Consider the following 14678-nt stretch of genomic DNA (forward strand, 5'->3'; position numbering starts at 1 on the left):
TTATGAAATCTTAACGCCCCATTCATAACTTTAACACTGAATTAATGCTTTCAGTGTTAATATATTATTGCAATCTAGGAGGTGTCATATGGAATTAATTGTAGTGTTAATACTTATTGCATTATATTTTATCGGTTTTAAATTTATAGACAACATATATAATTTAGCTTCTCCCTGCGAAAAAAAATCTGCAAAGCAGGATGAAATGAGTAAACTCAGTTCTTCCGGCGATATAAATATGCCTGATGTTTTAATATATGGAAATGATGATCATTGCATTGAAATTTCTGCTGCATTGAAGAAATACAACTTAAGTTCCGAGACGTTCAATGACTTAAACAAGCTCAATATGTCAAACTCCTATAAATTTTTGATTGCTGCAGGAAACTCAGATCTTGATAACCTCACCATTTGTTCAATCGGCACTAAGATGATGGATATAAATAAAGTATTTGCTGTGTGCAACCAGACTTACAGCAGAAAATTATACGAAGAAAGCAATATACATACATTTGAATCCTGTTGCATTGCAGATAACATTGCACGGGTAGTGGCAACTTCAGCTGGGGGTACATTATGATTGAATTAAAAAAGATAAAACTAAGTTATACTGAAATAATAGTATTTGGTACATTTGCCATAATTTTTATGGGAGGCATTCTCTTAAGCCTTCCTATTTCTTCAAGGCAAGGAATTTCAACTCCTTTCTTGGATTCTCTTTTCACAGCTGCTTCAGCTTTTTGCGTGACAGGCCTGGTGGTTTATGACACATATACCCACTGGTCTATGTTCGGTCAGACGATTATACTTCTCCTGATTCAAATAGGGGGATTAGGCTTCATGACAGTCATTACGCTGTTTTCACTTTTCCTCAGACGTAGAATAGGACTCAAGGAAAGAAGACTCTTGATGGAATCAGCAAACACGTTGAAAATTGGAGGAATAGTGCTTCTTGTCAAAAAAATCATTATAAGGACATTTATTTTTGAAAGCATAGGAGCATTTGTACTGTCATTGAACTTTTACAGCCGAATGGGTTTTAAGGAAGGATTATATAACGGAATCTTTCATTCCGTATCGGCATTTTGCAATGCTGGATTTGACCTGATGGGTAAATACGGACAAAACTCTTCTCTGACGCATTTTTACGACAATCCTGCTGTAAACATCACCATTATGTCCCTTATAGTTATTGGCGGTCTTGGTTTTGTTGTATGGGATGATGTGGCTTTTAACCGTCTTGATTTTAAGAAGTACCAGCTTCATTCAAAACTTGTCCTTGTTGCTACAGCTGTCTTGATTTTCGGTGGTGCATTGTTATTTTTCTTCACAGAGAAAAATAACAGCATGCTGGGCATGAGCAATGGTGAAAAAATTCTTGCCTCGCTGTTTCAGTCCGTAACAACAAGAACAGCAGGGTTCAACACCATAAATCTTAACTCAATGTCAGAAGGCGGTACACTTTTAACCATAATACTCATGATAATAGGAGGTAGCCCTGGCTCCACTGCCGGAGGAATTAAAACCACCACATTTATAGTCCTATTGCTGGGTGCATTGTCAAATGCAAAACAAAGCTCTGAAATTTCAGTATTCAAGCGCAGGCTTGAAAGCGATGCCTTGAAAAAAGCAAGCGCCATTACTGTTATTTATATTACAACAGCACTTACTGCGGTAATGACCATATGTTCACTTCAAAATTTTTCATTGACAGAAGTCATGTTTGAAGTATTTTCAGCCCTTGGAACAGTAGGACTTTCACTGGGAATTACCTCAAACTTAAGCATAGTTCCAAAATTAATAATAACGCTTCTGATGTACGGCGGAAAAGTTGGTGTATTGTCTGTGGCGGTTGTTCTGGCAGAAAGAAAAGAACCTTCGCTGTTAAGCAGACCGCTAGGTAAAATTATAATCGGATAGGAGAATAATATGAAATCAGTATTAATTATAGGAATGGGTGCATTTGGACGTCATTTGGCCCTTAAAATGACAGAATTAAAAAATGACGTTATGATAGTTGACAAGGATGCTGCCATAATTGAAGACATGTCTTCTCAAGTAACCGATGCTCAAATTGGAGACTGCACAAAGGAAGATGTTTTAAGAGCTCTTGGTATTGGTAATTTTGATGTTTGTTTTGTAACAATAGGTGACACATTCCAGTCTTCGCTTGAAATCACTTCGCTTTTAAAGGATTTGGGAGCAAAATATGTTATTTCTAAAGCCAGCAGGGATATTCAGGCAAAGTTTCTTTTAAAAAACGGTGCCGATGAAGTGGTTTATCCCGACAAAGATATGGCTGAAAAACTTGCCATAAGGTGCAGCGCCAACAATGTCCTTGATTATTTCTCTATATCAAACGACTACTCCATATTTGAAATACCCATCATGAAAAGCTGGACAGGAAGAAGCATTGAAGAAATCAATGTAAGGAAAAAACATCATATAAATATCCTGCTTATTAAAAGCGACAGCAATACAATGTCTCTGCCAAAAGCAGATTACATTTTTAAAGAAGATGACTTAGTACTTGTTCTAGGAAAATCAGAAGATGTACTGAGGTTTTCAGACAACATATAAAAAAGTTGCTCCGCAACTCCGCTAGGGGGACCTATGTCCCCCTTCGGCGTTAAAACGCATACGCGTTTTAACTGAGCACCCCCCTTAACGGCAAGGACGTCCCGTCCTTTGCAATCCTCGTTTTTTATATGATAGGAAAGAAAACTTTCCTATCATATAAAAAAGTGCCCTCAGGGCACTTTTATTCATCTGCAAATCTGTATCCCACACCAATTTCTGTGTGTATGAACCTTGGATTTGAACTGTCTTTTTCAATTTTTCTTCTGAGGCTTGCCATGAAAACCCTTATGCTTTTGGAATCACCTGTTTCTCCATATCCCCACACTTCTTTTGATATTTGGCTGTGGGTCACAACCTTACCACGATTTGCAATCAATAATAAAAGAAGCTTAAATTCTATGGGTGTGAGATGTATCTCTGCATCATCAACAAATATTCTTCGCTTTTCACTGTCCACGCTCAGGTAATCAAACTTGTACACGCTTTCAGGCATGTGGGCTATTTCTCTTTCAATAAGCCTTTCCATGACACGAAGTCTTGCAAGTAGTTCTCCCATGGAAAAAGGCTTAGTCACATAATCGTTTGCTCCTTCATCGAGAGCTTGAATTTTATCGCTGTCCTGCTCCCTTGCAGACACCACAACTATGGGGATGTTTGAAACGTTTCGTACCTGCTTTATGATATCTATGCCGTCCATGTCCGGAAGCCCCAAATCCAATATCATTATATCAGGATTTTCTGTGCAGAAAGAAAGAATACCTTCATTTCCGTTATGTGCTGTAACAATGGAATATCCCTTGGCCTTAAGGGCCATGGTCACAAAATTCAATATTTTCTTGTCATCCTCAATCACTAATATTTTAGTCATCACTCAACCTCCAAAGGGAGCCTTACTTTAAATACCGCTCCGCCTGTAACATTATTTTCTGCTGATATTGCTCCTTTGTGAGCAGTTATAATTTCCTTGCAAATTGTCAATCCCAGACCAACCCCAAGGTGCGAGTCCACAATGTTGTTTTTTTGTTTTGTCACAAAACCATCAAACACTCTGTTAAGTATTTCCGGATCGATGCCAGCACCGTTGTCAGAAATTTCAAAAACAGCAAAATCGCCGTCAGTATATGCCTTCAGAAAAACATCTGCTTCCTCCCCTGCATATTTGTATGCATTGTCAAGAAGGTTAACCAATACTTGGACAATTAGTTTGCCTTCTACAGGAACAAGAATTATTTCATCAGGAACTATCACGTGCAGTCTACCGGAAGAATTCAGGAAAGGAACGTGAGACAGTGTCTGATTTACAATGTCATCAACAGCTTCAAAATCTTTGTTTAATGTAATTCTTCCTTCTGAAAAACGTGTCATGTCCAATATGTTTTGAACGGTTTTTATGAGCCATGCTGATTCGTCACATATGTCTGATGCAAGTTTTTTTACGGATTTTGGATCAAGGCTGTCGTAACTTTCAAGAATAAGCTCCCCAGCACCCTTTATACCCGTCAGAGGAGTTCGAAGGTCATGAGAAATACTTCTTAAAAGTGTGCTCTTCAAATGCTCGCTTTCCATATCAACTCTTATTTTTTGCCTTTCCTCATATATAAATTCCCTGTCAAGGACTATTGCCATCTGGTGAACTATTGCCTTAATGAGCATGTCTATTTCATCAGTTATGGGAACATTGCAGTTAACTATTTTCATCACTCCCAATTTTTTTCCCACACCTTTAATTGGAATGATGTTTATATTTGTTGTGACCGAATCCACATAATCCGGAAGTCCTTCAGTGCTGTAAACCTGTTCGCAGGCATCTAACTTCACGTAGCAGTCAAACCCAACATAATCTTTTATGAAATTAATTCCCTTCAATACAATGTTGTCTCTTCCGGTGACATTTAAAAACCCCTTTGTTATGTCATAAAGAAGTCTGGCTGTTCTTTCATTTCTTTTTGATACCTCTGTCTGATACTGCAGCTTTGAAGTCATGGTGCTTGATATTAAGGAAGCAATCAAAAAAAACACGATGAGGATAACATCATCTGAATTGCTTATTTGCAGGCTGTGGTATGGTTCCGTAAAAAAGTAATTGAATAAAAGAACACTTAGGACAGCAGCTGTGGCGCTGTATATGTATCCACTTGTAAGTATGGTGACAGTAAGAACTCCCACAATAAAGACCATAAGGGAGTTTTCCTTTCCAATTCCCATGTAGTTCATAATAATTGACAGAATTACAGACATGGTACAAATAAAAATGACATTTGTAAAATATTTAAAATTAAATTTATTATTGTCGAAATTATTTTTCATAACATCCTCTTTATTTTTGTTTATATTATTATACCACATTCTATAAAAACAAAATACTATTCTTCCTTGTAATAATAATATTTATTTAGTATAATTGAACAAATAAAAATTGGAGGCATTTATGAAAGTAGTAGCATTTAACGGAAGTCCGAGAAAAGAAGGCAATACATACGAGGCATTAAAAATTGTAGCAGAGCAGCTTGAGAAGGAAAATATTGAGGTTGAAATAATACATGTAGGAAACAAAAAAATTCTTGGCTGCACAGCTTGCGGTTCATGCTTTAAAACAAGAGACGAAAGATGCATCATCAACGATGAAGTTAATGAGTGGATTCAGAAAATGAAGGAAGCAGATGGAATAATTTTAGGTTCACCTGTTCATTTTTCAGCAATAAGCTCTACTATGAAGTCTTTTTTGGACAGAGCTTCATATGTGAGCAGCGCAAACAGAGGATTGTACAGAAATAAAGTGGGAGCAGCAGTAGTTGCCGTAAGGCGCGCAGGCGGACTTCCTGCATTTAACCAGCTCATTAATTACATCACATATGCTGAAATGGTTATGCCCACATCAAACTATTGGAACGTAATTTACGGACAAAAACCAGGTGAAGCGCTTCAGGACGATGAAGGAGTTCAAATAATGAGAATACTTGGAAAAAATATGGCATGGGTAATGAAGCTCATTGAGCTTGGTGAAGGTAAAATAGAAAAGCCGGAACCAGAGAAAAAAATAGGCATGAATTTTATTAGATAATATTGTACGGGCGGACCTCGTGTCCCCTGTTATTATTTCCATAATTTTGTTATTAATGTGTGTAGGGGCGGACCTCGTGTCCGCCCGTATTATTTCCATAATTTTGTTATTCATGTGTTGTAGGGGCGGACCTCGTGTCCGCCCGTATTATTTCCATAATTTTGTTATATAGAATCAGTAGCCTCTCCTGATTATTATCATTCAAGAAAAAATGAAACCAGTCCTCCTCCAAGGGTGGTTGTTTCGTACCAAAGAGGAAGGCTTATTTTTTTTACCATTCCTTCATCAAGTATTTCAACTGCAGCCGAATGCTTATCCACTTCATACTCCAGAGAGATTATTGTGACCCAATGCCACTTATCAAGACACTTTTCTTCCCCGTTGCATAAATTTAAAAATGCAATGGGAATATCATTGTCCAAAGACGACTCAATAAAATCAAACATCATTTCATATGATGGGCGTAGTTCTTTTTCCTTAGGTATGTCCAATACCTTAAACAAAGCTTTTCTGCTATTTTCAGCAGCGTATTTCATAAAACCATCATAGAAAATTTCAGTTGTGTTCACTCCCATTAAAGTAGGAGTAACGTAATTCCATAATTCATCCATTATTTCTAAAGCACTGCGTTTGTTTATTATGTTTTTGTTGCTGTATATAACAATGTTGGACGCTGCCGTTGGTCCGCAGCCAGCCATCTTCCGCCACTTCTTTTTGTACCATACCTGGCTGCAGCCTTTGTAAACGGCTTTGTTTTCTTCATCCAGAATTTCAAAATATTCGAGATTTCTCAGAACTTTTTTTGTCATAATTTCACCGCCATAATAGTTCATAACCATAAACTTACATTTAGATTATGTATGAATTATAACATAGATTCATATCCATATACAAATGAACATTATGGAATTAACCAAATCATAAATAATGGAGCTTTGCAGGACTTCATTCATCATTTTAATTTACCTCATACATGAAGGTTTTAATAATATATGTTTCGAATTTATTCTGATTTTCCAATGAATTGTGACATATATTCCTGCCATTGTACAATTATGTTATACTGCTTGCCAAAAATGTTTCCAATTAGTGTTGACTTTTCATGAATTTCGTCTTATAATTTACTTAAACGTTTAAATAAGGAATTTATTATGAAAATAACTATAAAAGAAATTGCAAAAGAAGCTAATGTATCCATAGCAACCGTTTCCATGGTCATAAACAAAAAAGATCAAAACATTACAGAAGTTACAAGGAATCGTGTTCTTGAAGTTGTAAAAAAGTACAATTATCTTCCAAACGCCATGGCAGGAAGTCTTGTAACACAAAGAACACACATTATTGGTCTTGTACTGCCTGACATCACAAATCCATTTTTCCCAGGTATTGCAAGAGGAGCTGAAGACAAAGCCAATGAAAAAGGTTACAGCATAATTTTCTGCAACACAGACGATAAGCTGGAAGTCCAGGAAAAATACATTGAATCCTTAACAAAAAAAATGGCTGACGGAATTATTATAGCACATTCATCAAGCAGTGAGAAAATGCCTGAAATATTGGAAAGATGCAAGGTTCCAATTATTTTAATCGACAGGGACTTTGATTCTGAAAATATATGCGGCAAAGTTCTTGTTGACAACTCAAGTGGCGCTCATAAGGCTGTATCATTCCTCATTGAACAGGGATATAAAAAAATAGCGTATCTTTCAGGACCATTAAAGACAAGGACTGCATACGAAAGGCTTGAAGGTTATAAAAACGCACTTCGTGATTGTGAAATTCCTTTCAATGATAACCTTGTAAAATTCGGCGAATACAGAATTGAATGGGGTAGAAATGGAGTCAATGAACTTCTTGAGGAAAAGGAAGATTTTGATGTAATATTCTGCGGCAACGACCTAATTGCAATCGGAGCCATGAAACAACTCAAGGAAAAGGGCTATAGCATTCCGGATGACATAGGAGTTATGGGATATGATGACATTTACATGGCAAGTCTTGTTGAGCCATCACTCACCACAATAAGACAGCCAAATTACCAGATGGGTTACAAGGCAATGGAACTTTTGGAAGAAAGGCTTAAAAAGGCCCCCGGAAGTAATAACACCCCCTCTGAGATGAAAACAATCACTCTTAATACTGAAATAATTGTAAGAAATTCAGTAAAAATTAATAAGTAGGTGAAGTCATGAAAAAAGGAACATTATTAAATTCAGAAATTTCATATGTAATCAGTAAAATGGGACATACAAACACCCTTACAATTGGTGACTGCGGTCTCCCCGTTCCTGAAGGAGTTCAAAGAATAGATCTGGCCGTTATTAAAGGATTGCCTGAATTCATGCCAGTCTTAAAAGCTGTTCTTGATGAACTGTCAGTTGAAAAAATTATACTGGCTGAAGAAATAAGGGATAAAAGTCCTGATATTCTTAAAAATATACTTGAAATCATAAATTTGACTGAGGCAGAAGAAAACAAGAAAATTGATGTGGAGTTCATACCTCACGAAGAGTTCAAAGAAAAAACAAGAAGTTCGAAAGCTGTTATACGCACAGGAGAATATAAACCCTTTGCCAACATCATCCTTGTTTCTGGCGTGACTTTTTAGAATATTAACCAGGCGGTGATCTAGTGAAAGAAATTGTAGTATCCATGCAGCATATAAGCAAGGATTTTTCAGGAGTAAAGGTTTTGAAAGATGTAAGCTTCAACATATACAAAGGCAGTGTAATGGCTCTTGTAGGTGAAAATGGAGCAGGAAAATCAACGCTGATGAAAATACTTACAGGAGTATATTTAAAGACCCAGGGTGAAATTTTCCTGGAAAATGAATCAGTTAACTTTTCCGATACCAGTGCTTCTCAATCAAAAGGAATAGCAATAATTCATCAGGAACTCAACCTTGTAAAGGATCTTTCCATAGGGGAAAATATTTATTTGGGAAGAGAGCCTGTCTCTGGGGGGAAAAGAATAATTTGGAACAAACTCCATAAGGATGCAGGATATTGGCTGGATAAACTTGGCCTTAAGGAAGATTCAAGAGAACTTGTTAAAAATATAAGTGTTGGAAAGCAGCAGCTTGTAGAAATAGCAAAAGCTCTTTCCATTGATGCAAAAGTGATTATTATGGATGAACCTACAGGAGCCCTTACTCCTGCAGAAACCGAAAAGCTTTTTGAAGTAATAAAAGATTTGAAAAAGAGCGGCAAAAGCATAGTATACATTTCCCACAGACTTCATGAAATTTTTGAAATATGCGATGATGTAACTGTTTTAAGAGACGGTGAGCTCATAGGTGAAGAGGAAATTGCCGATCTTGATGAAGATAAAATCATAGAAATGATGGTAGGAAGAAAACTAAGTGAGCAATACCCAAGAATTGAAACTGAACCAGCTGAAGAAATACTTAAAGTTGAAAATTTGTCCAATCAGTTTGTGAAGGATATTTCCTTTTCTCTTAAAAAAGGAGAAACTCTGGGGGTTGCAGGACTAATGGGTTCTGAAAGAACAGAGCTTATGAGAAGCATCTACGGCATATATCCTGCAAAAGGTTCTGTTTACTTAAATGGAGAAAAAATAAAAATAAATTCTCCATTGGATTCGCTGAGGCACGGAATAGCCTATGTTACAGAAGACAGAAAAGCCAACGGAATTATAACCGGAATGAACGTCCGCGAAAATATAACACTTTCTTCCCTTGAACTTTTCAAAGGACCTCTGGGATTTGTAAGCAAATCCAAAGAAGAAACATCATCAAAAGAATATATTGAAAAAATGTCAATTAAGACTTCCGGAACAAAGCAACAGCTGAGGTTTTTAAGCGGAGGCAACCAGCAGAAGGTATCTATAGCTAAAAGTCTTATGACAAATCCTAAAATACTCATACTGGATGAACCTACAAGAGGCGTTGACGTTGGGGCAAAAAAAGAAATTTATGACCTTATAAACAAGTTTAAATCTGAAGGCATGAGCATCATCATGGTATCTTCAGACATTCCTGAAGTTCTTGGAATTTCGGATAGAATAATGGTAATGCACGAAGGCCGCGTTTCAGGTTTTCTGGATAGAGATGAAGCTACACAGGAAAGCATAATGACTCTTGCAGTAGGAAAGGATGTAATATGATGAACAATTTTAAAAAGTTTCTGAAAAACAAACCTCTGATTGTGCTTATTGCAACTTCTGTTGCAATAGCTCTTTTAAACCCCAGGTTTCTTTCATGGAGCAATATATTGACAGTGCTTAGGCAAACTTCCATCAATGCTGTAATTGCAACAGGAATGACATTTGCCATCTTAATTGGAGGCATTGATTTGTCTGTTGGTTCTGTTCTCGGGCTTTGCGGAGCCATTGCAGCTACAATGGTTTCTTCAGGGACAAATGTTGTGCTTGCAGTCCTCACAGTCTTGGTGCTTGGAACGGCCATAGGTTATTTAAACGGAACATTAATAACAACAGGAGGCCTTCAGCCTTTCATTGCAACGTTGGGAACCGTGACACTTTTAAGAGGAGCAATACTTGTATTCACCCAGGGTCGTCCTATCAGCACAGGAAATACTCCATCTTCTGAATATTTTTCAGAAATAGGAACAGGTTTTTTAGGTCCCATACCGGTTCCTGTGTACATCATGATATTGGTTTTCATTGTAGCTTATTACATTTTAAACCATACACGCATAGGAAGATATATTTATGCAACAGGATCAAATGAGGAAGCAACAATGTATTCCGGCATTAAAACAGCCCGTGTTAAGCGTTTTGTGTATGCCGTATCAGGAATGATGGCTGCTCTTGCAGGAATTCTTCTCACAGCAAGACTCGGGTCTGCTCAGCCAACTGCAGGTGCCGGATATGAACTTGATGCAATTGCTGCAGTTGTTCTCGGAGGAACAAGCATGGCAGGAGGCATAGGAACAATCGGGGGAACAGCAATAGGAGCACTTATAATAGGTGTTCTGAACAATGCCCTTAACCTCATGAAAGTATCATCTTACTATCAAGACGTTGCAAAAGGTATAGTAATACTTATTGCCGTTTTATTAGATAGAAAACAAAAATCATCAAGGTAGTAAAAAAAATATTATATGGAGGAGTATCATGAAAAAATTATTAAGTCTTGTAGTTGCATCAATAATGATAATGTCATTATTTGTGGGATGCACTAACACACAGGAACAACCTGCACCTGAAAAGCCTGCAGAAGAAGCAAAAACAATTGGTCTTGCAATTTCAACTTTAAACAATCCGTTCTTTGTTGACCTTGAAGCAGGAGCAAAGGCAAAAGCTCAAGAGCTTGGTGCAACACTTGTAACTTTGGATTCACAGGATGATTCAGCAACAGAAATGTCAAACGTGGAAGATTTAATCAATCAAGGCGTTGATTTAATCCTCATCAATCCTACAGATTCAGATGCTGTAAAGAGTGCAGTTGAAGCTGCCAACAAGGCAGGAATACCTGTTATAACTCTTGACAGAAGCGCTAACGGCGGCGAAGTTGTATCTCACATTGCTTCTGACAACGTAGCTGGTGGAAAACTTGCCGGTGAGTACATAGTAGAATTATTAGGCGGAAAAGGAAATGTTGTTGAACTTGAAGGAGTACCCGGAGCTTCTGCAGCAAGAGAAAGAGGCGAAGGCTTCAATGCTGCAATTGCTGAAAGCGACATCAAAGTAGTTGCAAAACAAACTGCTAACTTCGACAGAGCAGAAGGTTTGACAGTTATGGAGAATATTCTTCAGGCACAACCTGAAATAGACGCTGTATTTGCACACAATGATGAAATGGCTTTAGGAGCACTTGAAGCTATAAAAGCTTCAGGAAGAGATATAATAGTAGTTGGATTTGATGCTACTGACGATGCTAAAGCTGCAGTTGAAAGCGGTAAAATGGCAGCAACAGTTGAACAGCTACCAAAAGAAATCGGATCATTGGGAGTTGACACGGCAATTAAATTATTAAAGGGCGAAACAGTTGAAAAATCTATACCAGTAGCATTGCAGCTTGTTACAAAAAAATAAATTACACAAAAAAGGAGACGCAAGTCTCCTTTTTAAATGTTGTACAATATTTTAGAAAGAAATTCCTTTGACCTATCATGTACAGGATTTGAAAAGAAATCCTGCGGATTGTTTTCTTCAAGAATCTGCCCTTCGTCCATGAACAAAATTCTGTTTGCAACGCTTTTTGCAAAACCCATTTCATGAGTAACAACAACCATTGTCATACCTTCCTCAGCAAGATCCTTCATGAGCTTTAAAACCTCTCCAATCATCTCAGGGTCAAGAGCCGATGTAGGTTCATCAAACAGCATTATTTCAGGTTTCATGGCTAGAGAGCGCACTATGGCAATTCTTTGTTTCTGTCCTCCTGAAAGCAATGCAGGATATTCGTCTTTTTTATCAGACAATCCTATTCTTTCAAGCAGTTTCAGAGCATTTTCTTTTGCTTCTTCCTTTGTCTGAAGATTTAATTTAACAGGTGCCAGCACTATGTTTTCCAATACCGTAAGATGAGGAAACAAATTGAAGTGCTGAAAAACCATTCCCATTCTTTGCCTGATCTTATTTATGTCAGTTTTTTTATCAGTTATGTGGTCTCCTTGAAAAATGATGCTGCCTGATGTAGGTGTTTCAAGAAGGTTCATACATCTTAAAAGCGTACTCTTTCCTGAACCTGAAGGGCCTATTATTACAACCTTGTCCCCTTTTTTTATCTCAGTGTTTATATTTTTTAAAACTTCATTTTTACCAAAGTTTTTTCTGATGTTTTTAATTTCTATCACTTTCAGCCAGCCTCCTTTCAAGTCTTTTCTGCACTGCAGTAAGTCCTACTACCATTACAAGATAAAACAATGCAACTGAATACAGCGGAAAAAACGGCTCCCATGTCCTGCTTCTCACTATGTCTCCTGCCTTTGTAAGATCTATGATGGGAACATATCCTGCAACTGAAGTTTCTTTTAATAGGGCAATAAACTCATTCCCCAATGCAGGCAGAATATTTTTAAGAGCCTGTGGAAATATGATGTAAATCATGGTCTTCTTTCTGTCCAGCCCCAGGGACATGCCTGCTTCAATCTGTCCCTTGTCAACTGATTCAATTCCTGCCCTGGCAATTTCAGAAACATATGCTCCTGAATTGATGCCAAATGTGAGTATTGCAACTAATATGCTGTTGTCTATGTTCACAAAAATCACATAGTACATAATAAGAAGCTGAACAACAACCGGTGTTCCTCTTATAATGGTGACATAAAGGCTGCAGATTTTATCAAGAACAAAAAGTTTTCTGTTGTTTTTTGCATTTGTTTTTACCATGGCAATAAAAAGTCCTATGGCAATTCCCATGAGAGTTGCAAAAAAAGCAATAAAAATAGTGTTATATATACCAGAAGCAAATAACTTGTATCTACCTTCTACAATAAATGTTTTATTAAAACTGTTTATAAAATTTTCTAATTTTGTCATGGTGCCTCCTGCTGAAAAAAAGGCGATAATAACAAATTATCGCCTATAAGCATCTATTATTTTGAATGATTTTCTATGAACTCTGCGATTTTGCCCTCGTCAAGCAATCTCTGAAGTGTTGAGTTTATTGAGTTTAAAAGTTCTTCATTTCCTTTTTTAACACATATGCCGTATGCTTCGCTGATGTCCCCGAATACTACAGATTTAAGACCTTCATTGCCATTTACAATTTCTTCTGCAGGCAGCTTGTCTATTACCACTGCATCAACTCTTCCTGCAAGAAGGTCCTGGGATGCTTCAAGTGCATTTTTATATGTTTTCACTTCAGCCCCTGAATTATACAGTTCCCCTTCCGGAAGATTAACAGCATCTGATATGGCAAGGTCTCCGGTTGTTCCCAGCTGAACGCCAATTTTCTTTCCTTTTAAGCCTTCCATATCCAATATTTCAGCGTCATTTTTAGATATGATGTGCTGAATTGATTCAACATAGCTGATTGAAAAGTCAACTTGTTCCTGTCTTTCAGCAGTGATTGTCATTCCTGCTGCTCCAAAGTCAGCCTTATCATTTAAAACCGCAGGAATTATGCTTGAAAAGTCTATGTGCTTAACAACTAATTCTTTTCCCATGTCCTTTGCAATTTCATTTGCAATGTCAACATCAACACCTACTATTTTTTCGCCTTCAAAATATTCAAACGGCGGAAATTCCGCATTTGTGTACATTACCAAAGTGTTGTCTTCTGCCGGTGCAGCAGTTTCCTGACTTGTTGTATTTTCTGCTGTTTGTTCAGTTGTCTTTGAACTGCAGCCTGTAGTTAATGCAAAAATCATTGTTACAATCAATAATACCGATAATACTTTTTTCATTTTTCCCTCCAAGAAAGTAATTTTTACGATAAACGTATGGTATCACTTTTTGGAGCCCCTGTCAAATATTTTTTCATATTTTTGTATAAATATATATTTATTCTCTTGATGCATTCTTATACTTAATAAATGTTCATTGAAAATGCAGTTTATTTTTTATCAATTCGTTTTCCAACTTTAAACTTTTCTGAATTTTTTTGCATTTTATGTTTATCGTTCAACTTAATAAAAAGCTGTGCTGTTATGAGAGAGACTATTACTGCCAGAGCAGAAAAACCTTCTTTGTTATTTATTCCAGGAAGCAACTGTACAACTACAACGGATGTTACTACAAGTGATGCAGACAGGGCATAGAGCATGGCACTGCTTTTTGCAGTAACTTCGCCTTCTGCAATTATTTCAACATAATCTCCTTCTTTAACATTTTCTTCAACATGCTTTTCTATGCGTGCAGAATAGTGTTTGCAGCCGGCGGAACAATTTCTGCAGTTATCACCGCATGGGAGCACTTTTTTAATGTATATGGTTGCAGTTGTGCCTTTCTTTTTTTCAATTTTGCCTATGAGAGCCATTAAATTTTTCCTTTCGATAATTATTAAAAAGTATTAACTATGAGAATATTTTTACCCTGTTTCTAACAATTCAAATTTTAATAAATTGTAACAAATAAAAAAGGACTTAAGTCCTTTTTATGACAAAGT

At 37.0% G+C, this 14678-nt stretch carries 16 protein-coding genes; 9 read left to right on the forward strand and 7 right to left on the reverse strand.

What is annotated here, in order from left to right; translation table 11 throughout:
- The first annotated feature begins 88 nt into the window (after positions 1-88).
- Genes LY60_RS08635 through LY60_RS08645 form a run of 3 tightly spaced genes read left to right on the forward strand, consistent with a single transcriptional unit; the run spans position 89 to position 2580 of the window.
- Positions 89-580 carry a hypothetical protein gene (locus LY60_RS08635; protein WP_145082468.1) on the forward strand — a complete coding sequence of 164 codons (492 nt, stop codon included), beginning with the start codon at positions 89-91 and terminating at the stop codon, positions 578-580.
- Positions 577-1920: a TrkH family potassium uptake protein gene (locus LY60_RS08640; RefSeq protein WP_145082471.1), complete on the forward strand. Its 1344-nt coding sequence runs from the start codon at positions 577-579 to the stop codon at positions 1918-1920. Before LY60_RS08635 ends, LY60_RS08640 begins: the two co-directional genes overlap by 4 nt.
- Before the next feature lie 9 nt (positions 1921-1929).
- Positions 1930-2580, forward strand: coding sequence for a potassium channel family protein (locus LY60_RS08645; protein WP_145082473.1), 651 nt, complete (start codon positions 1930-1932; stop codon positions 2578-2580).
- Between the two features lie 181 nt (positions 2581-2761).
- Here the strand turns inward: LY60_RS08645 and LY60_RS08650 are convergent, their stop codons facing one another.
- Both LY60_RS08650 and LY60_RS08655 read right to left on the reverse strand, forming a co-directional pair.
- On the reverse strand, positions 2762-3448 hold the full coding sequence (locus LY60_RS08650) for a response regulator (RefSeq protein ID WP_145082475.1): 687 nt from the start codon (positions 3446-3448) through the stop codon (positions 2762-2764).
- Complete coding sequence (locus LY60_RS08655; RefSeq protein WP_170226153.1) at positions 3448-4887, reverse strand: sensor histidine kinase; 1440 nt, start codon at positions 4885-4887, stop codon at positions 3448-3450. The genes LY60_RS08650 and LY60_RS08655 overlap by 1 nt, the downstream gene beginning before the upstream one ends.
- Positions 4888-5008: 121 nt before the next feature.
- Here LY60_RS08655 and LY60_RS08660 point away from each other — a divergent pair, with 121 nt between their 5' ends.
- Positions 5009-5641 carry a flavodoxin family protein gene (locus LY60_RS08660; protein WP_145082478.1) on the forward strand — a complete coding sequence of 211 codons (633 nt, stop codon included), beginning with the start codon at positions 5009-5011 and terminating at the stop codon, positions 5639-5641.
- Positions 5642-5838: 197 nt separating this feature from the next.
- On the opposite strand, the gene LY60_RS08665 is transcribed toward LY60_RS08660, so the two are convergent.
- A complete protein-coding gene (locus tag LY60_RS08665) occupies positions 5839-6450 on the reverse strand; it encodes a hypothetical protein (protein ID WP_145082480.1) in 612 nt (203 codons plus the stop codon).
- A gap of 342 nt (positions 6451-6792) precedes the next feature.
- On the opposite strand from LY60_RS08665, the gene LY60_RS08670 reads away from it, so the two are divergent.
- Genes LY60_RS08670 through rbsB form a run of 5 tightly spaced genes read left to right on the forward strand, consistent with a single transcriptional unit; the run spans position 6793 to position 11659 of the window.
- Positions 6793-7821: a LacI family DNA-binding transcriptional regulator gene (locus LY60_RS08670; protein ID WP_145082482.1), complete on the forward strand. Its 1029-nt coding sequence runs from the start codon at positions 6793-6795 to the stop codon at positions 7819-7821.
- 8 nt (positions 7822-7829) lie between these two features.
- Complete coding sequence (rbsD, locus tag LY60_RS08675) at positions 7830-8249, forward strand: D-ribose pyranase (RefSeq protein WP_145082484.1); 420 nt, start codon at positions 7830-7832, stop codon at positions 8247-8249.
- A 44-nt stretch (positions 8250-8293) separates the two neighbouring features.
- Complete coding sequence (locus LY60_RS08680; RefSeq protein WP_145082937.1) at positions 8294-9766, forward strand: sugar ABC transporter ATP-binding protein; 1473 nt, start codon at positions 8294-8296, stop codon at positions 9764-9766.
- Entirely contained in the window at positions 9763-10710 is a 948-nt protein-coding gene (rbsC, locus tag LY60_RS08685; protein ID WP_425347871.1) for a ribose ABC transporter permease, read from the forward strand. The genes LY60_RS08680 and rbsC overlap by 4 nt, the downstream gene beginning before the upstream one ends.
- Positions 10711-10738: 28 nt before the next feature.
- Positions 10739-11659 carry a ribose ABC transporter substrate-binding protein RbsB gene (gene rbsB / locus LY60_RS08690; protein WP_145082486.1) on the forward strand — a complete coding sequence of 307 codons (921 nt, stop codon included), beginning with the start codon at positions 10739-10741 and terminating at the stop codon, positions 11657-11659.
- Between the two features lie 32 nt (positions 11660-11691).
- Here the strand turns inward: rbsB and LY60_RS08695 are convergent, their stop codons facing one another.
- The 4 genes from LY60_RS08695 to LY60_RS08710 all read right to left on the reverse strand — a co-directional run bounded on the left by LY60_RS08695 (position 11692) and on the right by LY60_RS08710 (position 14549).
- A complete protein-coding gene (locus LY60_RS08695; protein ID WP_145082488.1) occupies positions 11692-12423 on the reverse strand; it encodes an amino acid ABC transporter ATP-binding protein in 732 nt (243 codons plus the stop codon).
- Positions 12410-13108, reverse strand: a complete 699-nt coding sequence (locus tag LY60_RS08700) for an amino acid ABC transporter permease (protein ID WP_145082490.1) — start codon at positions 13106-13108, stop codon at positions 12410-12412. Before LY60_RS08700 ends, LY60_RS08695 begins: the two co-directional genes overlap by 14 nt.
- 56 nt (positions 13109-13164) lie before the next feature.
- A complete protein-coding gene (locus LY60_RS08705; protein ID WP_145082492.1) occupies positions 13165-13977 on the reverse strand; it encodes a transporter substrate-binding domain-containing protein in 813 nt (270 codons plus the stop codon).
- A gap of 149 nt (positions 13978-14126) precedes the next feature.
- Entirely contained in the window at positions 14127-14549 is a 423-nt protein-coding gene (locus tag LY60_RS08710; protein ID WP_145082494.1) for a SoxR reducing system RseC family protein, read from the reverse strand.
- Positions 14550-14678 lie beyond the last annotated feature (129 nt).

The organism is Sedimentibacter saalensis, assembly GCF_007830175.1.
Classification (GTDB): Bacteria; Bacillota; Clostridia; order Tissierellales; family Sedimentibacteraceae; genus Sedimentibacter; species Sedimentibacter saalensis.